Below are 25,780 nucleotides of genomic sequence, written 5' to 3'. Positions count from 1 at the left end.
AACTCCTCTCCCAGGCCGCCCATCGAGGCGGCCTTCTTCATGCCCGCCACGGGCGCCATCCACTACCCGACACGGGGAGACCATGCACACCACCCTGCCCATCCACCCGCGTACCGGCCTGACCGCTCTCGGCTTGCGCCGGCCGCGACCGGGTGAGACCGGACCTCAGCCGATCTGGCCCGTCAAGGGCGGATCGCAGCCGGTTGGTGAACCGCTGCCGACGCCGACGCCGGCCCCCGCGCCAGCGCCGGCCCCAACGCCAGCGCCGACGCCGGCTCCGGCGCCGGTTCCCACCCCCGCTCAGGTGTTCCAGCCGGCCAACACGCCGGCTTCCCCACCGGCCCCGACGCCTTCGGCCGACACGGCCCAGAAGGCGACCACCCCCTGGCGTGAGCTGCCCCTGGAAGACCAGGTCGCCTACTGGCAGGCGCAGTCCCGCAAGCACGAGAACCGGCAGTTGGCCGCCCTCGGCCTCAAGCCGGGCGAACTCGACGACCTGCGGGCGAAGGCCACCGCCAACGAGGACTCCTACCGCCAGGCGCTCACCGCCGCCGAGGAGCGTGGCCGCACGGCCGCGCAGCAGCAGTACGGCCTGCAGCTCGCCGACGCGCACATCCGCATGGCTGTCGGCGACCGCATGACCAAGGAACAGGTCGACGGCCTGCTCACGCACCTCAACCTGTCCCAGTTCCTGACCGCCGATCACGCGGTGGATGCCGACAAGGTGTCCCAGTTCGTGGCGCTTCTGCCCGCCCCGGCGACGACAACCACGCCGCCGCCCGACCCCGCCGCCAGCACCGGCACGCCCGCCACGGGTGTCCCGGCCGCTCCCGCCGCGCGGGTCGACATGGGCCAGGGCACGCCTCGCACGACCGGCCCAAGCGGCATCGAGGCCGGCCGGCTCATCGCGCAGCAGCGATTCGGCACCGCAAAGCAGCCCGCGCCCGCGCCGTAGCGCGCGTCCGCGCTGGGCGCATCCAGCATTCGAAAGGACACGTCCAGCATGGACATTTCGGTCACCACCGACGAGTACGTCGCTGAGGACCGGTCGTGGCTGGGGTCCCGTGACGGCACCGACGTCACCCAGGGAATCACCCTCGACCCTGCCCTTTTCACCGAGGCCACGCACTTCCCGGACGGCTACATCGCCTCCGGCACGGTGCTGGGCCGGGTCACCGCGACTGGCTTCTACGGCCCCTACAACAACGGGCTGACCAACGGCCTGGAAACGGCCGTCGGGTTCCTCTTCAACTCCACCAAGGTCCGCACCGGCGGACCGAAGGTCGGCGCACCCCTGCACTGGCGGGGCGTCATCCGCGAGGCCAAGTTGCCCGCCAACCACGGCCTCGACTCGGCCGCCAAGACCGACCTCGCCGCCAAGTTCCGGTTCCAGTGAGAGGGGGCTGCTGACTAATGATCGTCGATGACTTCATCGAGCCGGCCGTCCTCACCGGATTCGTCCGCGAGGTTCCCGCGCCCGCCGAGCTGATGCTCAACCGCTTCCTGCCCGACCGGTTCGTTCCGGACATCGAGGCAGCGTTCGACCAGGTGACGCGGGTCAACCGCGCCGCGAGTTTCCGATCTTGGGACGCTGAAACCGCCGTCACCGAGCGTGACCGCTTCCAGCGCAGCCGGGTCAAGCTCCCCCCGCTCGGCATCAAGAGCGTTCTGGGCGAGCAGGAGCGGCTGATGCTGGAGCGCATCCGCACCGGCGGCGACAACCGCAACGGCTACGTCGACGCGATCTACGACGACGCGGCCAACAACACCCGCTACGTCTACAACCGGATGGAGCTGGCCCGCGGCGACGTCCTGACCGACTGGAAGTTCACGCTGACCGGCGAGGGTGGTCTCACCCTGGAGGCCAACTTCGGTGCGCCCGCCGGGCACACCGTCACCGCCGGCACGGTCTGGTCCGACGCTGCCAACGCCAGCCCGCTGACCGACCTGAAGGCGTGGGTGAAGACCTACGTCGACGCCAACGGCGTCCGCCCGGCCTACATGCTCACCTCCTCCACCGTCATCAGCAACCTGCTGCTGTCCCAGGAGATCCGGGAGCTGGCCGGCAGCCTCGCCGGCGTGCCGTCGCTGGTCACCGAGGACCAGCTCAACCGGATCCTGCAGGCACACCGCCTGCCGGTCCTGGTCGAGTACGACACCCGCATCGACGTCGACGACGTGGACACCCGCGTCATCGCCGAAGACCGGGTGATCTTCCTGCCGGCCGACCCCAGCTCGCTGGGCTACACCGCGTGGGGCATCACCGCCGAGGCCCTGGAACTGGCCGCCGGCCAGAACCCGTCGCTGGAGTTCACCCAGCTGCCCGGCCTCGTCGGTGTCGTGCTCAAGGAAGGCGACCCGCTGCGGGTCTGGACCAAGGTCGGCGCCGTCGGCATGCCCCTGATCACCAACCCGCGGCGGCTCATGGTCGCCGACGTCCTCTGATCGGGGGCCGAAAGCTGATGGCGAAGCCGAAGAGGCTCGCCACCACCGTGTACGTCGCCGGCCGGGCCTGGGGCCCGGCCGACGACGTCCCGGCCGAGGTGGCCGAGCTGATCACCAACCCCAAGGCGTGGGCCACCGACGACGAGCCGGAGCCCAAGGAGGCGAAGACACGCAAGGCCGGCACCCGCGCGGGCGTACGTCTCGCGTCGACCGTGCACGTCGGCGGCCGGTCATACGGCCCGGACGACGAGGTGCCCGACGACGTTGCCCGCCGCGTCACCAACCCGAAGGCGTGGGAGGGCGGCAAGGCCCCGTTCACGGCCGAGGGCGGTGTCGTGTACGGCCCCGGCTCCCAGCCGGTGGACCGCACGAACCCGCAGGCCACCCGCGAGTACGCGATGACCCCGGACGAGGTGGCCGCCGCCACTGACGGCGACGGCGACGGCGACGGCGCGATCAAGGTCCCAGCCCCGCCGCGCGCGGGCAAGGGCTCCGGCGCAGACGCCTGGGCCGCGTTCGCCGCGACCCAGGGCGTCCAGGTCGACGAGGGCGCGTCCCGCGACGAGATCATCGCCGCCTGCGAGCAGGCAGGCGTGATCGAGCCTGCCGGGCAGTGACATCCCGCCACCCGGGCCCCGCTCACACGAGCGGGGCCCGGGTGCGCACCACCCCCGAGCGCTGACCCGCGTGCTCGATCGCTGCGGAGACACCCATGGCAGAGACCGTCACCAACCGTGGCAAGTACCGGGCGCTGCTGGCGCTGATGACCACGCTCGGGACCAACGCCCAGCTGATCGTCATCACCGGCACCCAAGTCGGCGTCAACAGCGCCACCGTCAACACCGTCGCCGACCTCGACGCGATCGCAGGCGTCGCCATCCACACCGAACGCAAAGGGCTCGGCGGTGCCACAGTCGCCGAGGACGACGTCAACAACCGGGCAGCACTGGACTACGCGAACCTGTCCTACGCGGCGGCACCCGGCGTGACCGCCCAAGGCGTCGCCCTGATCGACGGCTCGGGTGCGTCCGACGCCGCCCGCGACGTCCTGGCCATCTTCACCACCGGGTTCCCGCAGCCAATGGACGGCGGGCTGAACATCAACATCGCCGACCTGTTGCGTGCCAGCTAGGGCGGCCCAACCGTGGATCTGACACCGGCCGCGTTTGCGCTGACGCCCGGCACTGTTTCCCCATCGCCGGGAGCAGTGCACCGGACGCTCGCGTCAGCGCTACTCACGTTGACCGCCACGCCAGTACACCCCACACCCCTTGCCGTGGTGGTGACGCTGACCTCGGCGCCGCTGGAGCTGACCGCCGCGCACCTGTCGGCCGAGCCGCAGCAGGTGACCGTGGCCCTCACGCCGGCTGACCTCACGCTCGCCGTGCCCCCGGTGCAACTGCGGCCCCTCGCCGGCACGAGCACGTCCGCTGCCGCACAGATCCCCCAGCGGGTTGCCGCAGGGGCACCCGTCGCCGTCACCACCAGCGCAAGCACTGCCCGTGTCGCGGCTGCCGGGATCACCAGCACGACGGCCGCCGCACAGACAACCCAACGGATGACCGCAGCGCCCACACCCGCCGCCGCTTCTGCCGTCGCGAGTGGTGCGCGCGTCGGCGGCCCCGCCGGTACCAGCGGCAGCGTGAGGAGGACGGCGTGAGTGTTGTCGACGTCGGGGACGCAGTCGAGCTGACCTTCACCACCACCCCGGGCGCCACCGTGACCGTGTCGTGGTACGACCCGGACGGCAGCACCGTCCTGGACTCCGTTGCGGTGCCTGAGTCAGGCACCACCCCCGGCGCGCACCAGTACACGTTCGCGCCCGCCAGCGAGGGCGTGTGGGAGGCCCGCTTCCACGCCTCCGGCACAGTCAACGCCGTCGAACGGTACTTCGTGCGGGCCCGCTCCCTCAGCGGCCCGCCGCCGCTGGCGACCGTCGGTGAGGTCGCAGAACTGTTCGGCACCATGACACCCGCGCAGGAGACCCTCACCGCGGCGTTGCTGCGGCGTGCCTCGGAGATGCTGCGCGCACGGTTTCCGGACCTGACCGACCGGGTCGCCGACGGGTCGATTCCCGCAGACGCGCCCGCGATGGCTGTGATCAACATGGTGTTGCGGGTCCTGCGCAACCCGGACGGTCTGCGCGCGGAAACCACCGGTCCGTTCTCGCGGACGTACGACACCACCGTCGCCGCTGGCCTTCTGGTGATCAGCGACAGCGAGATGGCGTTGATGGCCCCGGCCGGCACCGGAGAGGCACTGCAGGTCGGCACGGTCATGGCCCATCCGGGCCTGGCCGACGTCACCTGGGGCGACAGTCCCGCACACCGGTTTCGTGACCTGCAGCGAGTGAGGGACCGGTATGGCCGCTGGTGGTGACCAGGTGACTATCACGGTGATCCGGCCCCCCGGGCGTGACGCCTTCGGTGATCCGCTGCCGGGCACCGCGATCGAAACCCTCGTGCCCGGCTGCCTGTTCGCCCCCGGTCCGTCCACTGAAAACCAGATCGCCGCCATGCAGGTCGACTCGGACGCCACCATCTACGCGCCCCCAGGCGTCGACGTCCGCCCCACCGACCGAATCCGCGTGCGTGGCGAGGTGTACGAGGTCGCCGGCAAGCCGCAGGACTGGGGACGCGCGGGCGTCGTGATCCTGCTGCGTCAGGTCACCGGCTGACAAGGGGGTGCGTTCATGGCCCGCCTGCTCGCTTTCAAACTCAACCGCGGCGGTGTAAAGGCCCTCGCGGTCGGCCCGGAATGCCGGCGGATGGTCAACGAGCACGCGCAGGTGGCCAAGACGTTCGCGGAGACGCTGTCCAGCGGACTGCGTAGCGACGAGGAGGACAAGCGGCACTACCAGGACTCGTTCGAGGTCGAGGTCGAGGTCGTGCACGGCATCACGCCGGAGTGGCCGCTCACCCGGGCGGTCGGGCGGCTGGCCAACACCGCACCACACGCCATCATCGTCGAGTTCGGCACCGCCCGCACCACCAAGGACGGCCGGGTCGTCCAGACCAGGGGCTACGGGATTCTGAGCCGGACCCTGGACTTCCTGAACAGCATCGACGGACGGCTGGATCCCGAGTGACCGCCCCGTGGAGCCGCTTCCCCGACGTGCAGCGTGCGCTGGCCACGCTGCTGGAGCCGCTGGCCGGCGGCGCCGGCCATACGGGCGCCCAAACGCCAGACGACCTGCAACAGGTGCTGCCGTTCATCCGGATCACGCGCCGCGGTGGTGGCAGTGATCGCCTCAACGACTACGCCTCCGTCGAGGTCGACGTGTTCGCCGACCAGTACGGCGGTGACGACGGCGCGGAGGCACTCGCTGAGCGGGTTCGCCAGTTCCTGACCGGCGCGCCGCGCGCCGTGCCGCCGGTCGTCTTCGACCGAATCACCTGTGTCTCCGGGCCTACCGAGCGGCCGTGGGCCCCCGAGGTGCGCCGTTTCGGCGCTGCCTACCTGGTCGTCTCGCGGCGATACGTCGCGAGCTAAGCCCACATCCTCATCCGCCCCGCATGTCGGGGCTTTTTTCATGCCTCGACTCAAGAAGGGCACGGCATGCCGTACTCCGCACTCCGCGACAAGAAGCAGGAGCTGATCCGCAAGGCCCGCGACGGCAGCGTTTTCCTCGCGCCAAAGTCCGCCGACCTTCTCACCTCCCTCACCTCTGGCGCCAGCGCAGATCTGGTGGCGCTGCCGGCCGAATGGGAGGACCTGGGGTGGATGACCACCGCAGGCGCCACATTCGGTCGCACCACCGAATCCTCGCAGGTGCAGAGCTTCGGTTCGACTGAGCCGACCCGTGAGGACATCACCCGGGACACCATCACGATGCAGGTGGTCGCCCAGCAGACGTCCCTGCTCACCATCGGTCTGTACACGGGTGTCGACACCACCGGCCTGACGGCCGCGGTGACGACCGGTGAGGTGTCGATCGCCAAGCCCACGTTGCCGAACCCGCGTTATTACCACGTGCTCGGCCTGTTCGTCGACGAATCGAGCGACGGTGAAATCTACATTGCTCGGTACATGCCGAATGCGCGTATCACGGAATTCGGTGAACAGCAGTACGGCGAAGGTGACGAGCCGATCTCCTACCCCATGACATTCACTGGTTTCGATGACAGTTCGGCCGGTTACAGCCATCGGTGGATCTTCGCTGGGCCGGGCTGGCTCGCACTTCTGGACGAAATGGGAATTACCCAGGCCACCAGCTAATCCGCACACGAAAAAGGGGGCGACGGACAACCGTCGCCCCCTTTTCGCGTGCCCGCGTACGTCGGGGCGGCCCGCTGTGGGCACGGGCCGCCCCGACCACCACCCCCGACGCCCACCCCACCCCGCGACCACAGGGAGACATCGATGGCCCGCACACCCAAGGCCACCAAGACCTTCACCAAGAACGGCAAGGAGCGGGTCGCCCACTCGCCGGCAGACGCCGTCGCGCTCGCCTTCGACGGCTGGGTCGAGAAGCCCGAGCGCAGCCAGCCCACCCGCCAGACCGACAGCCCGTCCACGCAGCGCACGCCCGGCAGCGGATCCGCCAGCAAGTAACCCACTCGACGAAGGAGCCATCCCCATGACCACCGAACCCCCGAACACTCCGGAGAACGCGGCCGAGGAGACCAACGTCGCCCTCGACCTGGACAGCCTGGAACGCGAGGACTCCAAGGGCCCGTTCCCATTCCGGCACAAGGGACGCCGGTACCTGCTCAGCGACCCGCAGGAAATCGACTGGCAGCGACTGCTCGTCGCGCAGCGCGACCCCGTCTACTTCGTCACCCTCGCGCTTCCCGCCGACGACCGCGAGGAGTTCTTCGCCAGCGACATGCCGAGCTGGAAGATGAACAAGCTGATGGAGCGCTACGTGGCGCACTACGGCCTGACGAGCCCGGGGGAAGCCGCCGGCTCGCCAGCCTGATCGCAAGGTACGGGCGAGCCATCGAGGCCGACCTTCCCCGCTTCTACCCCGGCACCGACCTGGGCACCGAATGGCGAGCGCGCCGCTGGCGCAAGCTGCTCAACCTGATCGACCATCTGCCCCGCAACTCGCACTTCGTCGAAGCGCTCACCGTCGACGACGCGTGGGCCGACCAGGTCCTGTCCACCAGCCCGACCAGCCCACCGCCCCGGCAGCGCATGTCGGAGTGGACACCCGAGCTGGAACGCCTCACCGACCTGTACGACCTGGTCAACGAGGTCATCCGTGTGCTCGTCGCCCTCAAGGGCGGCAAGCCCGGCAGCAGCAAGCCGCTGCCCCGCCCGGTAACCGCACTGGACCGGGCTCGCGCGCGCCGCCGGCAGTCCCGGCACCGCTCCCTTGTCGCTCGGGTGCTTCCGCACACCACGCAGCACTCCAGTACATCTCCGGCCTGACCGCCCGGCCCCGCCTTGAAAGCGAGGTGGACCGGTGGCCTACGACCTCGGCACGGCCTTCATCCAGATCGTTCCCTCCTTCGAGCACATCGACCGGGAGTTGGAGAAGGGCGCCAAGGACCTCGCTGCCAAGGTCGGCGCGGCGGCCGAGAAGGCGATCCCGCAGGCGTTCGTCGATGCCGTCCGTGAGGGCAGCAGGCGCAGCGAAGGTGAGGCCAGCAAAGCCGGCCGCCGATCCGCCAAGGCGTTCGGCGACCACTTCGAAACCACGCTCAAGCAGCGCATGGCGGCGGCTTTTCAGGCCCTGCCCGAGGTGGAGATCACCGCAGACTCCACGTCGTTCGACCGGTCGCTGGCCAGCATCCGCAACCGGCTGGAGCGACTGCGTGAGCAGGAAGTCAAGGTCGGCGTCAACGACGCCGAGATCCTGCGCCGCGTTCGCCGCCTGCGGGAGGACCTGCGTCGGCTGGAAGAGAACGCCCCGACAATCCAGGTCAAGCTGGACGCTGCCGCCGCGCGCGCGGAGGCCGAGGCGTTCCTGGCCGGCATCGACGCACGAGCCGGTGCCTTCGCGCGCCGGCTCTCCCAGGAGCTGAAGGCGGCCATCGCCGCTCTGCCGGCCGCGGACATTGACATCGACGTCGATCCTGCCGCCCAGAAGCTGCAGGCGCTGCGACGTGAACTTGAGCGCCTGTCCGAGCTGCAGGTTGGCGTCAATATCACCGAGGAGAAGGCGCTGCAGCGTCTCGCCGCGGTGCGTGAGGCGCTCGCCCGCATTGCCGACGAGTCCGACTCGGTCGAGCTGCGCGTCAACGCCGACCAGGCGATGACTGTCATCGACCGCTTCTACGACTCGATGGTCACCTCCGCCGAGAAGGCGGCCCGCGATGCGGCCACGGCGCAGGAGAAGGAAGAAGCCGCAGCTGACAAGCGCCGCGAGCAGCGGGAATCTGCCCGTCGGGAACGCGACGCCGAACGGGCGGTCCGTGACGCGCAGCGCGCCGCCGAGCGTGCCGCACGGGCGGCGGAGGAGGCATTCGGCCGCACCTTCGCCGGCAAGGTCGCCAAGCAGCTCCAGTCTGCCCTGGACTCGTTGCCGGACTTCGACCTCGCCGTCAACCCGAGCCCGGCCATGCTGGCCATCGCCGTTGTGCGCGACAACCTGCGTGACCTGTCGCAGCACACCGTTGGTGTCGACATCGACGAGGCCGAGGCGATGCGCCGCATCGCCGAGATCAAGGCCGCACTGGTCGAGTTGGCCGCCAACGACCCCTCCATCCAGGTGCACGTCGATGCTGCCGCTGCCGCGGCCGAGCTTGCCGCGATCGAAACCCTCGCTACCCGGCTCGACGGTGACCGGATCGGTATCGACGTCAAGGCATCCGGCCGTAGCGAGGTCGACGCGATCGGCGAGTCCGCACGGGTATCGCTGTCCCATCTCGAAAAGCTCATCTTCGGCAGCCTCTCGCTGGGAACTGTTCTGGTTCCTACGGCTGCCGCTGCCGCCGCTGCGGTTGGCTTCATCGGCACGGCTGCTGCCGCCTCCGGCGCGGCTATCGGCGCCATGGTTCTTGGCTTTGGTGGTATCGGTGACGCAGTCAAGGCCATGCAGCAGTTGCAGGACGACAGCGGCAAGAGTCAGGCGAGCTTCGCTCGGTCCGTCCAGCAGCAGGAGTCCGCGATCGCGGCCATGACGGCTGCCGAACGGTCACTGGCCAATGTCCGCGCCAACAACGCGGAAGCCGCCCGCCGGGCAGCCCGCGCCGTAGCCGATGCCGAGCGGGCGATCGGTGACGCTCGCCGTGACGCCGCCGAGGCCGTTCAGGCGGCGATCGAACGGCAGGCCGACGCGGAACGCGACCTCGAACGCGCCCACGTCGACGTGCGTGAGGCACGCGAGGCGCTGACTGAGGCGTACAAGGACGCGCTCGACGCATACGCCGACCTCGACGCCGCGGTGAAGCGCAACTCGCTCAACCAGCGGCAGGCCGCCCTCGACGTCAAGGAGGCCAAGGAGGAGCTGGACAAGTTCCTGCTCAACCCGAGGGCCACCGAGGAGGAACGCGAGCAGGCTCGTGTCACCTACGAGCTGCGGTTGCTGCAGATGCAGGAGCTGCAGCGCGAAGGTAAGCAGCTTGCCGACGAGCAGGCCGAGAACGACCGCAAGGGCGTCGAGGGCTCCGACCAGGTTGTTAGGGCCCGGGAGCGGATCGCCGACGCCGAGCAGCGCGTCTCCGACGCCCAGCGGGCGGTCGCGCGCGCCCATGAGGCGGTTCTGAAGGCGCAGCTGGAAGGAGCCCGCCGTGTCTCCGACGCGGAGACCCGGCTCGCTGATGCGCGGCATGCTCAGCAGGAGCAGGCCCGTCGTGCCGCGTTTTCCCTCGCCCAGGCCAACGAGTCGATCGCCACTGCGGCCCGTCAGGCCGAGCGGGCGCAGACCCGCGCCGGCATCGCCGGCGGCGACGCCTACGACAACCTCAACGAAGCCCTGTCCAAGCTGTCGCCCACCGCGGCGGCCTTCGCCGGGTTCATCTTCCGGCTGGGAGACGATTTCCGTCGGCTCCGAGCCTCGGCGGCGGACAATTTGCTGCCGGGGGTGCAGCAGTCCATCGAGACCCTGCTGCCGTATCTGCCCGCCTTCAGCCGGTGGCTCGGCGAGGTGGCGGGTGCGGTCGGTGATATGTGGGCCGCGACCACGCGGTTCCTCACCACTGACGGCACCTGGCGGCAGTTCTTCGCCTTTATCGGCGAAGAAGGTGTCCCGACGCTGCATGAGCTGTACCTGATCGGCCGCAACGTGGCGACCGGGCTGGTCGGGTTGATCATGGCGTTGTCCCCGTTCAACCGGGACATCGGCGGCGGCCTGGTCGCCCTCACTGAGCGGTTCGCGAAGTGGGCTGCGACCCTGCGGACCAACGCCTCGTTCGAGCGGTTCCTGGGTTACATCCAGGAGAACGGCCCTCGGGTCGTCGACCTGATCGGTGAACTGGTCACCTTCGTCGGCCGGTTCATCGTCGCCGCGGCCCCCGTCGGCGAGCTGGTCCTTCGCGGGTTCGTCGCCTTCACCGAGGCCCTGAACTCCATCCCGATCAGCGTCCTCACCACCATCGTGTTCGCCCTCGGCACCTTCGCCGCGGCGGTGCTGCTGGTCAGCGGCACACAGCGGGCGTTCGGGCTGGTGCAGGGAACCGTCAACGCGGTCGTCGCCCGTGGTACCGCGGTCTTCGGTGCCCTGGGTGTAGCGGTCGGCACGACGCGGGCGCAGATGGCTGCGGCCCACGCCACGACAGGCCAGTTCGGTACCGCCCTCAGGGCGGTCAACGCGAGCGCCGGCCTGGCCCGGCGTGGACTCGGTGCCCTGGTCGGGTTCTTGGGTGGCCCCGTCGGCGCGGCCGTCACGGCCGCGACGCTTCTGGTCGGCGGTCTGGTGGCCGCGACGATCGAGTACCGATCGAAGGTTGAGACGCTCAAGGTTGCCCTGGGGCAGCTCGGGGAGGCGTACGACGAGGCCACGCGCTCCGGCAAGGCCGCCGCGCAGGGCACCAGGGACGCCCTCGCGGGCATCGTCGCCACGAACCCTGACCTGCAGGAAGCAGTCGTCACGCTCCGGGAACTGGGCGTCAGCTTCGACGACTTCTCCGCTGCGGCGACCGGGTCGGCGTCCGACATGGACGCCATCCTCGCGGTTCTTGACCGTGAGATCGACGTCGTCGGTGACAAGTGGCGCAAGCAGTTCTTCACCGACCCGATCGAGGCGGCAACCACCACCAGCGATCGGTTGAAGCGGCTGCGCCAGCTTCGAGCGGCGATCATCGAGAACGCCGATGCGATGCGTACCGCGCAGACCGCGCAGGACGCGATGAACAGCAGCCAGAACCGTGCCAACAACCTGAGCAAGATCTTCGGCACGGTCGCTGGGCCTGTGTCCATCGACGTGTACCGGCAGTTGGCGGCGCAGTACGACGCCAACGCCGCCCGGATCCAGGTCCTTACCAATCTGACCGACGTCTTCGCCAACAAGCAGTCGACAGCGGCGGAGCGGGCCGATGCGCTACGCGCGGCGATCGAGCAGGAGACCTCGGCTGCGATCGACGCGGTGGAGGCTGCGGAGAACCTCCGACGGAAGACGATCGATCTTGCGGAGGCGGTCCGGTCTAACGGCACCACCTCGCTGAACATGAACACCGCGGCGGGGTTGCGCAATCGCGACGCCCTGGAGGCGGCGGCTGAGGCCGTCCGCGAGCGGTACCTGGCCGATGTCGAGTCCGGCAAGCCGATGAAGGAAGCCACCCGGCTGCACGACGAGCGGATCAAGGCGCTCATCGAGGAAGCCAGGCGGCTGGGCCTGGATGAGAAGGCCGCCCGGTCCCTGATCAAGACGTACGGGGAGATCCCGGAAGACATCAAGACGGTCTATTCGACCAAGGGATTCGACAAGATCTACAAGGAGCTGCAGGAGCTGCAGTTCGCGCAGTACGCGCTGTCGCAGGGGATGACCCCCGCCGCGGCGTGGACAGCCTGGCAGGAAAAGCAAAACGACTACCGCAAGAAGCGGCAGCGCACCGGCGGACACCTGGAGTTCAGCGGCGACGGATACGGCCTCGGTGGAGGCCCCGGCGTGCAGGCCCAGTTCTACTCCACCGGCGGTCGGGTCTGGGGCGCGGGGACCTCCACCTCCGACTCGAACCTGGCCTGGCTGTCCAATCGGGAGTTCGTCCAGCCCGCAAGTGCCGTGGACTACTACGGCGAGGGCCTGATGGAGGCCATCCGGCACAAGCTGCTGCCGAAGGGCCTGCTCCCAGGGTTCGCCACCGGCGGCATCAACATGCCGATGCGTCTCAGCCTCGCCAACACCCGGATCCCGGCAATGGACGAAGTCCGCGAGGCGGTCCTGTCCCGCCTCGGCACCGGGGCGCCCAGCAGCGGCGGAATCGGATCGGCCGACATGATGCGGCTGCTCCGCGTCGTGTTCCCCGGACTGCCGATGTACTCCGGGTTCCGCCCGGGATCGCGGACCAGTTCGGGCAACCTGAGCTATCACGCCATGGCGGCGGCTGATGGCGACAAGGGCCGTGCGGTAGACATCCCGCCTCGCCAGGACGTCTTCAACTGGATCCACGACAACTTCTTCCGCGCGACGAGGGAGTTGATCTGGGGCGGCGACCCGAGCCGGAACATTCACAACGGTCGGTATCACCGCTACAGCGAGAGCCTGCTGCGTGCTCACGGCCCCTACCGGGGTGTTCCCGGCGTTTCGCCACACATCCACTGGGCCTACGACGCCGGCGGCTTCCTGCCACCAGGTGTGTCGACCGTGTTCAACGGCACCGGCAGGCCAGAACCGGTGCTCACCGACGCCCAGTGGGCCGACATCCGCGTCCTAGTGGAGCGGGCGCAGTCGCAGCCGGGCGGCGAAACCCATCACTGGCACTTCGCCAGGGCCGACCTCGATATCCCGCGCCTGACCGCGTGGGCCAACGCCCGCGAGGCGCGGGCGCGAGCCGGCCGACCCAACTGAAGAGCCGCCACACCGGCGGGGGAGGGAGCCCACGTTGCCTATCGCTGTGCGGGTCGTTGAGGCTCCCTCCCAGCCCGGGGTGGTTCTCCCACCACCACCGCCGTTTCGTGAGCCCGCCGTCGGTGCGATGCGCGCCACTTGGACCAGCCCTGACGGTGACGTCATTGAGCTGACCGGCCCACACGATATGCACGGCTGGCTCACACGGCCCGAGATCGCAGGTTGGGGCGCCGCACCGGTCACGATCATCACCGATCCGCTTGCCCGTGGCGGCGTCACCATCCGCCACCAGCGAGCCGAGCCACGTCGGTTGACGTGGCCCGTCCACGTCTTTGGCAACACACACCTGGAGTTCCTCACCCGATATCGAAGCCTCATGCGCGCCATCGTGGCGACGAAGTACCGCGGTGCGGGACTCCTGACGGTGTACCGCGACGACGCCTCGGCGCGCTGCATCGAGTGTTACTACGAGGACGGATTCGGCGGCGAGCCCGGCGAGAATCTGCGATTCGCCAATCCCGCGCTCACCCTGTTCTGCCCCGACGGGTTCTGGCGGGACGTCGAACCCCGGCACGTGCGCCGCGAGTACCTCGCGGCGAGCACGCCCTACCTGGACCCGTACCCAACCGTCACCACCAGCCGCGTGCTGGGCGATTCCACCGTCACCAACCCCGGTGATGTGTCCGCATGGCCCAGTTGGACGCTGACCGGGCCGGCGACAGAGCTGACCGCCACCAACGCGACAACGGGTGAGGCTTTCACGCTCACCTACACCCTCACAGCCGGCCAGCAGGCCACCATCACCATCACCCCCGACCGTGCACTCGTGCGAGGCCCGGCCGGGCAGAACCTGATCGGCAGCCTCAACTGGCCCGGCGCCACGCTGTGGGCCCTGCAGCCCGGTCTCAACGAGGTCAACTTCAGCGTCAGCGGGTCAGCTGCCGGCACCGCCATCGAGCTGTCGTTCTATCCCCGCTACGAGACGGCGTAGGGCGAACGATGGCTATCGACGTGCTCGTCACCGACCGCAACCTCAACGTCGTCGGCGACCCCATCTACTGCTGGGAGACAGTCGACTGCACGCTGCGGTTCAACGAGGTGAGCAGCGGGGTGTTCACCGCCCCGGCACACCCGTGGATCCGCGCGCAGCTGGCACCTGGCAACCGCATCGTCGTCATCCGTGACGGCCAGATCTTCCTTGCAGGACCGTGGGAGCGGCGATTCATCGAACGCTCCGATGACGGGGAGAACAGCGGAATCGGCAAGCTGACTGTCGAGTTCGCCGACGATCTTTCGCTGATCGTGTCCCGCAACGCCTACCCCGATCCTGCGGCGACTCCGGAAGCCCAGACCGTCGACCACTGGACCTACGACGCCAACGTCGAGGTCGTCCTGCAGGACTTGGCCAACCTGAACGCTGGCCCCGGTGCGCTGGCGGCACGTCGAGTTCCGAAGCTCGTGATGGCCGGACCGAGCGGCGTCGGTACCACCGTCAGCGGCAAGGTCGGTCTCGAACAGCTCGGCGACGCCATGCGCTCGATCGGGTTCGCTGGCGGGGGGATCGGCTTCCGCACGCGGCAGGTCGGCACCAACATCCACTTCGAGACGTACGGCCCTGCGGACCTGGCCGACACGGTCCGGTTCGGCTTCAACCTGGGCAACTTGCGGTATCTCGCGTACGAGGAGAACGCGCCCTCCGCGACCACGGCCATTGTCGGCGGTCAAGGCGAAGGCGCAGACCGCTACATCATCGGCCGCACCGACAGCGCGCTGGAAACCGTCTGGGGTCGCCGCGAAACGTACGTTGCCCGCCCCGGCAATGACCCTTTGGCCGAACTTCAGCAGGCCGGCGACGAGGTCCTGGCCCGCGAAGCCGCTACCGCCAGGCTGCAGTCCTCGGCGTGGGACACCGAGGACCAGCGCTACGGCGAGCACTACGGCCTCGGCGACAGGGTCGCGATTGAGGTCGGTCCCGGCGAGCAGGTGTCCGACATGGTTCGCCTGGTGCATCTGCAGGCATGGGCGTCTGCCGGCGAACTGGTCAGCGCGATGGTCGGCGGTCAGGAAGCACTGACCGATCCGAAATGGATCTATCAGCTGCGCGAAATGAACCGCCGCCTCGCGTTGCTTGAGCGGCGCGCGCTGCCGTCCACAGTCGCCTGACCCTCCTGCGCCGCAAAGCCCATTCCTCGCACCTTTTCCACCTCAGCCACCCTGGAAAGGAGTGCTGTGGCTTCCAAGTCGTACCCCCGCCCCGGATACACCAGCGGATCTATTACCCCGTACGAGCATGAACTGCTGACGCATCGGGCAATGCCGGACGGGCTGCGCGGATTCCCCACCGACGCCGCGCCGGTTTTCGCCGATGGAACCGGCACGCGGATTGTTCGAGTGCGCGCAGGGCTCGTCGGAACGGTTCGCGGCACCGCGTGGGAGTCAGGAGGCACCGACTTCTCGCTGCCGCAGCTCGCGTCGAATACCAGCGGGCACACCCGCATCGATCTCGTGGTCTTGCGTTTGTCCCGCACGGACTACACGGTCACCGAAACGGTGATCACCGGAACACCGGCCGCGCAGCCGGTGGCACCGTCGCTCGTCCGCAACACCGGCTCCACCGGCTTCTTCGACCATCCGCTCGCCGAGGTGCGCGTCGCCCACAACGCCGGTGCATTGGCGGCCAATACCGTCACCACCCGCACCTGGTACGTGGGATCGGACGGGCAAATTCGCTGCAATCCCGACACTCGGCCGGAACACGAAGCGGGCCGACCCTGGTGGGAGCACACGACCGGCCGCTACGTCGTGTCAACCGGAAGTCAGGGATTCGTCATCGGCGACAACGCTTCCACCACCCTGCCATTGGTAACCGCGAACTGGGCGGCGCCCGTTTTCAACAGGTTGCGCAAGCGGAACGGCTGGACGTCTATGACGGTCACGCCGCAGCGGGTTTCAGGGCATCTCAACTCGGGCCAAACGTCGAGGCTAGGAACAATTCCTGCCGGCTATCGACCCATGGACGATTTGGAGTTCACCGGTTCGGTGGTGTCGACCGGCGCGATTGTCATCGGCAAGATCACCGCCAGTAGCGGCGCCATTGACCTCACATTCTGGCGCGGCGCGGCCAGCGGGGACCGCTGCATCGACACGAATCGGTATTGCAACCTTCAGGCCGTCACCTGGCCCGTCAACTACTGAGGGGGCCACGATGACGATCTACGCATACGGCGGTGGCCTCGCCGACTGGGCGATGACCACAGCCACCGCGGACGGTGTGTCGCTGCTGACGCAGCTGGTGCCGGGTGCGGTGATCACCTGCTGGACCGAGCAGGTGGGCGGGGACCAGATCACCGATCTCGCCACCGAGGACGGCCTGCCCGTGACACAGGTGACCGTGTCGGCCGGCGACGAGGTCTACGCCGCCGGAACGATCCCCCGGTTCAGGGCACCGCACACCTCGATGTGGTTGTCCGCCGACGGCGGGCCCCGCCTGCACGTGACCACCTCCGACTGGCCGGCCGTGCTCGCCGATGTGTTGGCCACCGCGACGACGGCCCAGCAGGCCGCGTCCGCCGCCGCGTCATCCGCTGCTGAGCTGGCGGCCGAGTCGGCGGTACCCGCGCACGTCGAAGCACTGGACCCGCACGCGGTCTACCTCAACACGTCCCGCGGTGACGCTCGATATCCGCTGCGACGGCCCGGCCTGATGTCGCCGCTCGCCGAGCCCATCGAGGTACTGAGGTTCGCCTCGACACCCCCGGCCGAAGCCGCTGACGTACGGCAGGTATGGGTCACCCATCTGGGCATCGAGCGCCTGGTGGCCTGGCTCAACGAGCGCGGATACCCACGCGCCGAGCAGGTACCCGGCGCACTGTGGGACGCCCCGTACACATCGATCGTCAATTACGCCGGCACCGGCAGGGCGTTCTTGGTGCAGCGCCGCGGCCCGGACAACAGCCGCGTCGACATCGGCGGAATCGATGTCAGTGGCCGAGTCGTCACCTCTGAACAGGCGTGGTCGGCGGTCACCGTCATCGATCCGAACGCGACCGGCAACTACACGGCCTCCACGGCAGTCGGCCCGGCGCCCCTGCAACTGCGGTGGGAAGCCGACGACATCGTGCGGATGCAGGGACGGCTCACCTGCACCGCCGTCACCGCCGGGCACGTCCTGATGCGCATCCCGGACCAGTTCTTGCCGCAGTCCGCGCGGCTGATCACGCTGCCCACCACCACCGGGGCGGCCGTGCCGTGTGAACTGCTGGTCAACGGTGACGTGGTCGCCCGCGCCACCGTGTCCGGCCCACTGGACCTGTCCGTGGACGACGTCACCTACGCGCGAGTGGTAGCCGAGCAGGACACCGGCGGCTGGACCCTCGACTACGCCGGATCGGGCACCCCAGGCACCACGTCACCGATCACCGTCACACACTCCGGTGTCGCGGACCGGTTGTACCTGCTCGTGATCAGCCGGTCCACCGCGACCGACCCGTACACCACCGTGACGGACTCCGCCGGCAACAGCTGGACAAGGCAGACCTACGCGCCGACGTCCGGGTCCGTCGGGCGGCGGATCGAGATGTGGACGTGCATCCCGGCGACGCCATTCGCCACTGTGTCGGCCGCGTTCACCGGCGCGGCCACCGCCTACGCCAGCCTGTACGAGATCACCGGGCATCACCCGTCCACTCCGATCGACCAGGTCGCATCCGACTTCCGCTCGGCGTCGACCACACCTACCGCCGTGCAGGTCACCCCGTCCGGCGCCGGCCGGCTAGTTGTGTCCGCCTGCCAGGCCAACAACAACACCATCGCGCAGATGACCCCGTCGGCTGGCTGGATCGTGCTCGGCTCCCACTCCGGCGGACCAGCCGTCGCGTACCAGGTCGACCCGCCGGCCGGCTCGCCGCTGGGCGTGAGCTGGACGTTTGCCAACAGCGTCGGGTCCGGGCACGCCATCGCCGCGCTGCAGCCCGAATAGGACGCACGCCCCTACCTATCGACGCTCTCCCGCTGGCAGGCCACCCACTCTCCCCGAGTGGGTGGCCTGCTGGCGCTTACCCACCTTCAGGGAGGTCCCGGTGACTGAACGCACCGATGAACGCGACAACCAGCCCGAAGTGGAAGCCGGCTCCACCACCATCCTCACGCCCGGTGTGGAGGAGAACCCTGACGAGGTCACCGGCGGGCCGGCAGACGAGGACGAGGTGCTGGGTGAGGCGGCCTACCTCGCCGACCCGGCCGAGCACCAGGGCGGTGACGCCTGATGGCCGCGCCGTGGGTGCTCGTGGCCTGGGGCCACCAGTTCCGCAAGGAGATGAACGCGCTCGCCCCGAAGCGAGACAAGTCGTCCGACGGCAGCATCGGCAACACCGCGCACCAGAGCTACCCGTCCGGCCACAACCCAGACGAGACGGGCAACCCGGAACGCCACGACGCCGACAACATCAACGAGGTTCGCGCGATCGACGTAGACGCCGACTTCCGAGTGCCGGGACTCAGCGCGCAGATGGTCGTCGCGTACCTGGTCGGACGCTGTCGCGCCGGCAAGGAGCGGCGACTGATCTACATCATCTACAACCGGACGATCTGGTCGGCATCGTCGGGGTGGCAGGCACGCAAGTACACGGGCTCCAACCCGCACACCTCCCACATCCACCTGTCCGGGCACCCGGACGGCGACGACGACGGCCGTCCGTTCGGGCTGGCTTCGGTGATGCCGAAGCCGAAGCCCGCCGCCGGCAAGCCGGCACCCGGCCCGGCGATCAAGTTTCCGCTGCCGGCCGGCTACTACTTCGGGCCGAAGACCGGCCCGGCGAACTCGGTGTCCGGGCACTACGGCCGCAAGTTCGCGGGGCACACCGACCGCTACTGGCTGCAGCGCTGGGCGATCCAGCTCGGCAAGCGCGGCTGGGCGATCGGCAAGGGAAAGACCTGGCTGCGGCGCCACGGCAACGACGGCCGCTGGGGACCTGAGTACCAGGCATTGGTCAAGAGGTTCCAGGCCGACCAGCGACTGACCCAGGACGGCAAGTTGGGACCCCGCACCTGGGACGCGGCATTCCGCAACCCGATCCGGTAGCCCGCCGTGGTCAGCATGCCGCTGGCGAGGCCCGAATCCCCATCGATCCCGTGGCGGGCTGTCGTCATTGTCGTACTGGCGAAGGCGTCGTGGGACGCCGTCGGCCTGCTTGCCGGCGACGTCGCATATGCCGGCCCCAGCTACGACGTTCTGCGATCGATGCCGCCAGCGGGTGGCATGCGGCTGCGCGGCGTGCTACTCGCAGTCCTGACGGCCGCCGCGTTCACCGCCGCCTACCAGGCCACCCGCGCCGGACGGGAGAGGCCGCTGCGGATATGCCTCAGCCTGTACGCGGTCTGGTACATGGGCTGGGCGTTCGGGCTCGCCTCATCCTGGCTGTACCACGGTCGGATCCTGTCCTGGAGCGCACCCGCGTCCGTGCTGGTTGTCGCCGTCCTCGCCGTCCTGGCCGCCCGCGGAACACCGCGACAGGTCGGAGGTGATTGAGTGTGGGCCACCTCTGCCACAACCCCCACACATGCCGTCGTTGGCGCCCTGGGGGTGGTCCTCGCGGCAACGGCCGACGGGCAGCCGCCGGTCGAGTTGTTGTGGTTCGGGCAGGGCGTCACCCTTCTGGTCGCGCTCGCCACCGGGTGGTTCGCGCTGCGATCGAAGAAGACCGAAGTCACCGACGGCCGGCAAGCGCGCTTCGAACAGCGCCTCGATGAGGAACTCGACGACCAGCGTGCCCTGACCCGCCAGTGGCAGGAAGCATGGGACGCAGAGCACCGCAAGGTGCTGCGATACGAGGCATACCTGATTCGGCACGGTATCGATCCGGACACCGGCCGACGGGAGGTGGGCGATGCCCCGTAGCGGCACCCGGCGCCTCTCGCCCGTCCTCGCCGATGAGCCTCTGGTCGGGCAGGACCTGACTCGTCGGGTGCGCGTGATCCTGGTATCGGTCGTCATCGCGTTCGTCCTCACCAACGTCAGTTCCTACCTGATTGGTCAGGTCGCGCGAGCAGAAGCCGAGCAGGAAATACGTGAGCGGGTCGCCTCGCTGGAGCGTCAATTCCAGGCGGACCTCGACGCACGACGTGCCGCGCGAGACGCGGACATCGCGCGCCAAGACGCCGAGCTTCGGCAGCTACGCCGTGACGCCTGCGTACTCGCCAACCGGGTGCAGCCCCGCGACACCGCCGTGCAGCGCCTCCGCCAGCGCTACGGCTGCACCGACCCGGCAGCAACGCCGACACCGAGCCGCACACCCGGCGCGTCGACACCGCCGCCAGGGCGAACACCAGGCAACGACGGCAGAACGCCTGGTCGTTCCCCTGACGCCCAGCCACCGCAGCCGTCCCGACCGTCGCCGTCCCAGCCGCCGGCATCACGCCCGCCGTCGTCGCGGCCACCGCCGAGCCCGACGCCCTCGCCTGCGCCGCCGAACTCCGACGACGGGTTGATCTGCCTCCCCCTGATCGGCTGTCTGCTCTAGCCACCGGCCGCGGCGCGGACCCAACTGCCCCCGCGTCTCACCCAGCCAGGCGCCACCGGCCGGGCGTCCGCGCCTATCTGCGGAACCTCACACCAGTCACCACGGCCGGCCTTCAACCGCTCGGCGACCGTCCGCGCGTCCTGCTCATGCGGGTAGACGCGGGCACGCGTGCCGCGCTCGGCGAACCAGCGGCCATCGGGCAGCTGCCCCACCGCCACGTGCAGGCAGTCCGAGCCCGTCGGGTGCCCAGAGCGCCACCGCTGGACGCGAACCGCCCCGGGGTGCTCCCACACCCGGATCTCCTCGCCGCGCTCCAGCTCCACACCGACCAATCTACTGGAGATCAAGGAGCACCAGTGCCCAAGCTGTTCGGCCGGGAGCCGGCCATCTTCCTGGCGCTTGCCGCGTCCGTCATCAAACTACTCGCCGCGTTCGTCATCGATCTCAGCGTCGACCAGCAGGCCGTGCTCAACACGGTCGCCGCCGCCGTCGTTGGTGTCCTGGTCGCCTTCATCGCGGTCCGGGACGGTCAGGTTGCCGCGCTTCTCGGCCTCGCCCAGGCGGCCTTGGCCGCCGCCGTCGGGTTCGGCCTCGACATGTCCGCCGAAGACCAAGCCGTGCTTCTCTCGTTCGTCAGCGTGGTCCTCGGCATGTTCGAACGCACGCAGATCACCGCCCCAATGCCCGCCGATGATGTGCCAACCGGCGAGCTGTAGATCGGCTGCAACACGCTGCGCCCCCGTCTGGACCTCAGGGTCCAGGCGGGGGCTTTTCTGCTTTAAAGCTCAAGACCTGAGAAGGCAACCGGGCGCATGGTGCCGGACCCTGCCGTCGACGAAGACCTGCGGGAGACGGCTTCGCATCGCCTCCGGGCCACGTCAACCCTGATCAGGCTGACTGGCTGGCGTCGGGGCGCGGCGGTCTGCCGCGCCGGCCGGTGCCTGGAGCGCCTCGGCCGTCGCGGTCGCCCAGGCCGGCAGTCCTCCGGCGCTGCGGCGTCCTTTCGGCCGGATCTGGTTGGCGAGGTGCTTCGTCCATTCGTGGTACTCCTGCTCGGTGTACAGCCGGCCGCAGGCATCACACTCGACGTGGTATGCGCTTTCTGGGCGCTTTACCAACTGCGATACGTCGTTGCAGCCGTCGGTACGGCAGAGCACCCCCCACATGACCTGCGGTAGCGGCTCACCCTCGCCGAGTGCCCGGTACAGGGCGCCGCGGATTTGCCGGATCTCGGCGGCGTGGTCGGCGATTGCCGGGTGCCGGTCGCACGCGGTCGTGGATCGGTTGAGCAGCCATGCGGTGAGTGTCGGCACGGTGGGCACAGGCAGGTGCTCGTGGGGGAACAGCGCGTCTCGCCAGTCGCGGACGATTTCGTCGAGCACCGTGGCGACGGAGATGGGCCCGGTCTGGTCGCCGGTCGGCACCATCTTCTGCTGGCCGGATTCGTCGAGGACCGGCCGCTTGGCGAGGATCTGATACTCGACCTGTTCGATTTCAGGCCCGTCGGGTCCCACCACTACCCGCCGTCCGGTGACTGTCGCGGGTTCCGGCTCGGTCGCGGGGACCAGGGTGTCCCTGACGCTGCCGATGCGGGCGGGAGCGAGCAGGTCGACGGTCGTGATGTCGATCGGCAGTCCGGGTTCTTTCGATCCCGACACGTTCGGCTGGTTGGATCGGCCGCGCGTCGGTGCCATGCCGCCGACCGCCGCGGTGGGGTCGGCGAGCCGGTATTCGCCAGTCGGTCGGCCCTTGTCGAGGCGTGCGTAGCGCCGATCGTCAACGGGTGCCGGCTCGGGATTCGCCAGGCGCAGAAACAGGTTCCGTACGTCGTTGATCTGGTTGTCCAGCCGGTGCCTGCATGCTTCGTCGACCTGCGGACGCTCGTAGGGGCGGGGGGCGGCGTCACGTCGGTAGACGGCGCACAGCAAGCAGGCGCGTTCGCTCATGTGGATCTCCGTTCCGGCTGGTGGCGAAGCCGCTATGGTTGGTGGCGGTTCTGCGCCTGCCGTGGCGCGTGAGGGAATCCAGCGGACGCGCCCGGGGCCGTAGGCGCGTCCGCTGCTTCAGTTTTCGCCGTCACTCGGGGCCGGGATAGGCCGGTTTACCAGGGCCAGTCTTCAGGCTTGTTCCACTGACAGGGCAGCAGCCGGTGACCGGGTCGCACGCAGGGGCCAGCCGGGTCACCGTAGAAGCAGTCCCAAGGATCGATTTTCAGTTCGTTTGCCGCGTAGATCAGCCAGTCGTCGTCGCTGGCGGCGTCGGTTGTCCGCTCGGATCGATGTGCTTGGCTGTTCGGTTCGCCGTCGGTGACCGCACCCTCGTGCGGGTTCCCGGTCATGCGGCGACTTCCGCGTGCTGCTCCGCCAATCGGAGTTGGGCCTTCCACTCGGCCCGAATCACCGACCAGGGCTTGTAGACCGTCCGCTCGGCGGTGGCTGCCCGATATGCCCTGAGCTGCGCCGCGATGTCACCGTTGCCGGCGGCGCGAGCGTTCTGCTGCTCGACGAAGCTGCGCTGGCATGCCTCGGCAGCGAAGTACATGCTCGGCCCGTCAGGGGTGAGGGCGCCGCCGCACCCGCATGCGCACGCGTCCTGCCTCGAAGCGATCACGTCGCTCGCTCGCCGACTCTCGGCGCTGGCGTTTCGCGAGGTCATGGCCGTGAGGGTGGCGGCCGTCTGTGCGGTGGGCAAGTCCGGTGACCATGCGATCGGGGCACGGGCGCTAAACGAGCGGCCAACGTGTCCTGATCGATGGCACGGACTTCCAGGTCGTTACGGCGTTGTCGGACGCTGGTGCCGCTGGACGTACGGCTCGGCTGCGGCGTGTAGGCGGCTGCCCGGGGGCCAGCGGTGCCACCGGCCGTCGCAGTCCGGGCAGGCCCAGAACAGGCCGCCGTCGTAGACGCCCCGGATCTCAACAAGGAGCGTGCGGCTGAAGTGCCGCGGCTCGCCGTTCCACTCGCCGTACCAGCCGGCGCGCAGGTGCTCCTCCGGGATCTGTTCTCCGCGCTGGTCGCTGCCGCAGTGCGGGCACCTGTCGCCATCGCTGTTCTTCGCCTCGGCGGGCTCCTGCGCGGAGGCCGCTGCGTCATCCACCGACCGGGCCACCCTGCCCCATCCTCCCGGTTGATCGCGCCCAACGGGCTATCGCTCGCAACGATGTGTAACGTAGCATCCGCGACAGTTCGTTACACTCCTTGTCTCGCTCGCACCCCTGGAGACGCCCGTGGACACGTGGGGCCGCCCGCACCGCCCAGGCCGCGCCCCCGTCGGTGTGCGCGCCCGCCGCGTCGCGGCGGGTAGGCGACAGGCACGCCCGCGTGGACCCCAGGTCAGCGGCTGCTGAGCAACGAGCGAGGCCATCCCCGTCGGAGGAAGGAACCCACTGGTGGACACCACCATCGGCACCAAGCCCGAAGCCAAGACCGAGAACCAGCGGCTGCGAGAGGAGATCCTGGCCAGGCTCTCCGAGCTGGGCGGGCAGCGCGTCAAGGACGACGCCCTCATTTTCGAGGGCACCAAGTTCGTGCTGCCGGCCAACATGGAGGGCCGGGTAGACGACGCGATCGAGTACCTGGAGGACTGGAAGGAGGCGCAGGAGGAGGACTACGCCTACAGCCGCGAGTTCCGGTACCGCCCGTGGGACGGAGCGGCGGCCTTCGACCGGGCGATGAAGAGGCTGTTCGGCACCACCGGCCTCGGGGCGCGCACCGTCAGCTTCTTCGGCTCGCGCCCGCCGGAGTACCGCACGATCGACGTGGCCCACGGCCAGACGACCCAGGTCCCGTGGGGCAAGGTGGCGTTCAAGCCGCTCAGCGCCACGTTCGAGCTGGGCGTGAGCATGCATGACGACTTCGGTCTGGTGTTCGCGCTTTCGGTCAACGCGCCGAAGAAGTACCGCACCCACATCGAGGCGTTCTTCGCGGTCGTCGAGGATGAACTGACGACCGGCTCCATCTACAAGGGCAGGGCGATCACCGCAGCCGATACGCCGCAGTTCATCAACACCTCCACCGTCGACCCCAGCCGCGTCGTCTACAGCGACGATGTGATGACCCAGCTCAACGCCAACGTGTGGTCGGTGCTCCGGTACGCCGACACGATGCGGCAGATCGGTCTGCCGCTCAAGCGTCAGGTCCTGCTGTACGGCCCGTACGGCACGGGCAAGTCGCTGGCCGGCATGCTGACCGCGCAGGAGGCTGAGCGGCACGGCTGGACCTACATCCAGGTACGGCCCGGGGACGACCTGGGTAACGCCCTCAGGACGGCGCAGATCTACGCGCCCGCCGTGGTCATGTTCGAGGACGTCGACCAGATCAACACCGACAGCACCCAGGGCGTGGCGCAGCTGCTCGACATTCTCGACGGTGTCACCAACAAGGGCGTCGAGGTGATGGCGCTGTTCACCACCAACCACGAGGACCGGCTGCACCGGGGCATGATGCGGCCCGGCCGCCTGGACGCGGTCATCGAACTGGCCGGCCTCGACGCCGGCGGCACCAAGCGCCTCGTCGAGGCAGTCGTTCCGGCACACCTTCGCTCGACCAGCATGGACTGGGACGCCGTGGCGCAGGCGTTCGACGGGCTGTTGCCCGCGTTCGCCAAGGAGGCCATCGACCGGGCGCAGCGCTACGCCATCGCCCGCAGCGGCGGTGTGCCACAGGTCATCGAGGCCAGGGACCTGGTCGACGCCGCTGCAGGCATCCGTCAGCAGGTCAAGATGATGGAGGATGCGCCCCTCGCCACCAACAAGGATTCGCTCGGCGCCGCGCTGACCAGGACCGTGTCGAGCGCGCTGCAGGGCCACCACGTCGACCACTTCGGTGACGCTCTGCGCATCGTGCCGTCCACCAACGGCATCCCGGCGTGATCGGCGGCCCGGCCGAGGGAACACGCTGATGCCTGCCTGGCCCATGCTGCTCCC

At 69.1% G+C, this 25,780-nt stretch carries 30 protein-coding genes; 25 read left to right on the top strand and 5 right to left on the bottom strand.

The window, feature by feature from the left end; genetic code table 11:
• Nucleotides 1–304 precede the first annotated feature (304 nt).
• From KBX50_RS05240 to KBX50_RS05130, 23 genes are all read left to right on the top strand, one after another.
• Entirely contained in the window at nt 305–955 is a 651-nt protein-coding gene (locus KBX50_RS05240) for a hypothetical protein (RefSeq protein WP_210935048.1), read from the top strand.
• A 48-nt stretch (nt 956–1,003) separates the two neighbouring features.
• Nucleotides 1,004–1,396, top strand: a complete 393-nt coding sequence (locus tag KBX50_RS05235) for a head decoration protein (protein WP_210935046.1) — start codon at nt 1,004–1,006, stop codon at nt 1,394–1,396.
• A 17-nt stretch (nt 1,397–1,413) separates the two neighbouring features.
• Nucleotides 1,414–2,445, top strand: coding sequence for a major capsid protein (locus KBX50_RS05230; protein WP_210935044.1), 1,032 nt, complete (start codon nt 1,414–1,416; stop codon nt 2,443–2,445).
• A 17-nt stretch (nt 2,446–2,462) separates the two neighbouring features.
• Complete coding sequence (locus tag KBX50_RS05225; RefSeq protein ID WP_210935042.1) at nt 2,463–3,062, top strand: hypothetical protein; 600 nt, start codon at nt 2,463–2,465, stop codon at nt 3,060–3,062.
• A 95-nt stretch (nt 3,063–3,157) separates the two neighbouring features.
• Nucleotides 3,158–3,577, top strand: a complete 420-nt coding sequence (locus tag KBX50_RS05220) for a hypothetical protein (RefSeq protein WP_210935040.1) — start codon at nt 3,158–3,160, stop codon at nt 3,575–3,577.
• A 144-nt stretch (nt 3,578–3,721) separates the two neighbouring features.
• Complete coding sequence (locus KBX50_RS05215) at nt 3,722–4,105, top strand: hypothetical protein (RefSeq protein WP_210935038.1); 384 nt, start codon at nt 3,722–3,724, stop codon at nt 4,103–4,105.
• Nucleotides 4,102–4,824: a hypothetical protein gene (locus KBX50_RS05210; protein WP_210935036.1), complete on the top strand. Its 723-nt coding sequence runs from the start codon at nt 4,102–4,104 to the stop codon at nt 4,822–4,824. Before KBX50_RS05215 ends, KBX50_RS05210 begins: the two co-directional genes overlap by 4 nt.
• Nucleotides 4,825–4,828: 4 nt before the next feature.
• On the top strand, nt 4,829–5,122 hold the full coding sequence (locus KBX50_RS05205) for a hypothetical protein (RefSeq protein ID WP_210935034.1): 294 nt from the start codon (nt 4,829–4,831) through the stop codon (nt 5,120–5,122).
• Between the two features lie 15 nt (nt 5,123–5,137).
• Nucleotides 5,138–5,533 carry a hypothetical protein gene (locus tag KBX50_RS05200; protein ID WP_210935031.1) on the top strand — a complete coding sequence of 132 codons (396 nt, stop codon included), beginning with the start codon at nt 5,138–5,140 and terminating at the stop codon, nt 5,531–5,533.
• On the top strand, nt 5,530–5,937 hold the full coding sequence (locus KBX50_RS05195) for a hypothetical protein (RefSeq protein ID WP_210935030.1): 408 nt from the start codon (nt 5,530–5,532) through the stop codon (nt 5,935–5,937). Before KBX50_RS05200 ends, KBX50_RS05195 begins: the two co-directional genes overlap by 4 nt.
• 66 nt (nt 5,938–6,003) lie before the next feature.
• Nucleotides 6,004–6,663: a hypothetical protein gene (locus tag KBX50_RS05190; RefSeq protein WP_210935028.1), complete on the top strand. Its 660-nt coding sequence runs from the start codon at nt 6,004–6,006 to the stop codon at nt 6,661–6,663.
• A gap of 144 nt (nt 6,664–6,807) precedes the next feature.
• Nucleotides 6,808–6,999 carry a hypothetical protein gene (locus KBX50_RS05185; RefSeq protein WP_210935026.1) on the top strand — a complete coding sequence of 64 codons (192 nt, stop codon included), beginning with the start codon at nt 6,808–6,810 and terminating at the stop codon, nt 6,997–6,999.
• Nucleotides 7,000–7,024: 25 nt separating this feature from the next.
• Nucleotides 7,025–7,366, top strand: a complete 342-nt coding sequence (locus KBX50_RS05180) for a hypothetical protein (RefSeq protein ID WP_210935024.1) — start codon at nt 7,025–7,027, stop codon at nt 7,364–7,366.
• A gap of 218 nt (nt 7,367–7,584) precedes the next feature.
• Complete coding sequence (locus KBX50_RS05175) at nt 7,585–7,821, top strand: hypothetical protein (RefSeq protein WP_210935022.1); 237 nt, start codon at nt 7,585–7,587, stop codon at nt 7,819–7,821.
• Between the two features lie 34 nt (nt 7,822–7,855).
• Nucleotides 7,856–13,339, top strand: a complete 5,484-nt coding sequence (locus tag KBX50_RS05170; protein ID WP_210935020.1) for a hypothetical protein — start codon at nt 7,856–7,858, stop codon at nt 13,337–13,339.
• A 376-nt stretch (nt 13,340–13,715) separates the two neighbouring features.
• Nucleotides 13,716–14,330 (top strand): hypothetical protein, encoded by a 615-nt coding sequence (locus tag KBX50_RS05165; protein ID WP_374224575.1) that lies wholly within the window; start codon nt 13,716–13,718, stop codon nt 14,328–14,330.
• 8 nt (nt 14,331–14,338) lie between these two features.
• Complete coding sequence (locus KBX50_RS05160; protein WP_210935016.1) at nt 14,339–15,502, top strand: hypothetical protein; 1,164 nt, start codon at nt 14,339–14,341, stop codon at nt 15,500–15,502.
• Between the two features lie 66 nt (nt 15,503–15,568).
• Entirely contained in the window at nt 15,569–16,534 is a 966-nt protein-coding gene (locus tag KBX50_RS05155; protein ID WP_210935014.1) for a hypothetical protein, read from the top strand.
• Between the two features lie 10 nt (nt 16,535–16,544).
• On the top strand, nt 16,545–18,317 hold the full coding sequence (locus KBX50_RS05150; RefSeq protein ID WP_210935012.1) for a hypothetical protein: 1,773 nt from the start codon (nt 16,545–16,547) through the stop codon (nt 18,315–18,317).
• A 100-nt stretch (nt 18,318–18,417) separates the two neighbouring features.
• Nucleotides 18,418–18,603, top strand: a complete 186-nt coding sequence (locus KBX50_RS05145) for a hypothetical protein (protein WP_210935011.1) — start codon at nt 18,418–18,420, stop codon at nt 18,601–18,603.
• A 14-nt stretch (nt 18,604–18,617) separates the two neighbouring features.
• Nucleotides 18,618–19,418 (top strand): peptidoglycan-binding protein, encoded by an 801-nt coding sequence (locus KBX50_RS05140; RefSeq protein ID WP_374224577.1) that lies wholly within the window; start codon nt 18,618–18,620, stop codon nt 19,416–19,418.
• Between the two features lie 15 nt (nt 19,419–19,433).
• Complete coding sequence (locus tag KBX50_RS05135) at nt 19,434–19,865, top strand: hypothetical protein (RefSeq protein WP_210935009.1); 432 nt, start codon at nt 19,434–19,436, stop codon at nt 19,863–19,865.
• On the top strand, nt 19,866–20,234 hold the full coding sequence (locus KBX50_RS05130) for a hypothetical protein (RefSeq protein ID WP_210935008.1): 369 nt from the start codon (nt 19,866–19,868) through the stop codon (nt 20,232–20,234). It abuts the gene before it with no gap.
• Between the two features lie 618 nt (nt 20,235–20,852).
• On the opposite strand, the gene KBX50_RS05125 is transcribed toward KBX50_RS05130, so the two are convergent.
• Complete coding sequence (locus tag KBX50_RS05125; RefSeq protein WP_210935007.1) at nt 20,853–21,179, bottom strand: hypothetical protein; 327 nt, start codon at nt 21,177–21,179, stop codon at nt 20,853–20,855.
• Between the two features lie 33 nt (nt 21,180–21,212).
• On the opposite strand from KBX50_RS05125, the gene KBX50_RS05120 reads away from it, so the two are divergent.
• Nucleotides 21,213–21,572 (top strand): hypothetical protein, encoded by a 360-nt coding sequence (locus KBX50_RS05120; RefSeq protein WP_210935005.1) that lies wholly within the window; start codon nt 21,213–21,215, stop codon nt 21,570–21,572.
• A gap of 162 nt (nt 21,573–21,734) precedes the next feature.
• On the opposite strand, the gene KBX50_RS05115 is transcribed toward KBX50_RS05120, so the two are convergent.
• The 4 genes from KBX50_RS05115 to KBX50_RS05100 all read right to left on the bottom strand — a co-directional run bounded on the left by KBX50_RS05115 (nt 21,735) and on the right by KBX50_RS05100 (nt 23,952).
• Nucleotides 21,735–22,802 (bottom strand): hypothetical protein, encoded by a 1,068-nt coding sequence (locus KBX50_RS05115; protein ID WP_210935003.1) that lies wholly within the window; start codon nt 22,800–22,802, stop codon nt 21,735–21,737.
• Nucleotides 22,803–22,957: 155 nt separating this feature from the next.
• Nucleotides 22,958–23,194, bottom strand: a complete 237-nt coding sequence (locus KBX50_RS05110) for a hypothetical protein (protein ID WP_210935001.1) — start codon at nt 23,192–23,194, stop codon at nt 22,958–22,960.
• Nucleotides 23,191–23,511: a hypothetical protein gene (locus KBX50_RS05105; RefSeq protein WP_210934999.1), complete on the bottom strand. Its 321-nt coding sequence runs from the start codon at nt 23,509–23,511 to the stop codon at nt 23,191–23,193. Before KBX50_RS05105 ends, KBX50_RS05110 begins: the two co-directional genes overlap by 4 nt.
• Before the next feature lie 117 nt (nt 23,512–23,628).
• Nucleotides 23,629–23,952, bottom strand: a complete 324-nt coding sequence (locus tag KBX50_RS05100) for a hypothetical protein (RefSeq protein WP_210934997.1) — start codon at nt 23,950–23,952, stop codon at nt 23,629–23,631.
• Between the two features lie 292 nt (nt 23,953–24,244).
• Here KBX50_RS05100 and KBX50_RS33520 point away from each other — a divergent pair, with 292 nt between their 5' ends.
• Nucleotides 24,245–25,726 carry an AAA family ATPase gene (locus KBX50_RS33520; protein WP_210934995.1) on the top strand — a complete coding sequence of 494 codons (1,482 nt, stop codon included), beginning with the start codon at nt 24,245–24,247 and terminating at the stop codon, nt 25,724–25,726.
• Nucleotides 25,727–25,780: the final 54 nt, after the last annotated feature.

This window comes from Micromonospora sp. C51 (assembly GCF_018070435.1).
GTDB lineage: Bacteria > Actinomycetota > Actinomycetes > Mycobacteriales > Micromonosporaceae > Micromonospora > Micromonospora sediminimaris.
This window is presented reverse-complemented; position numbering and strand designations above follow the sequence as displayed.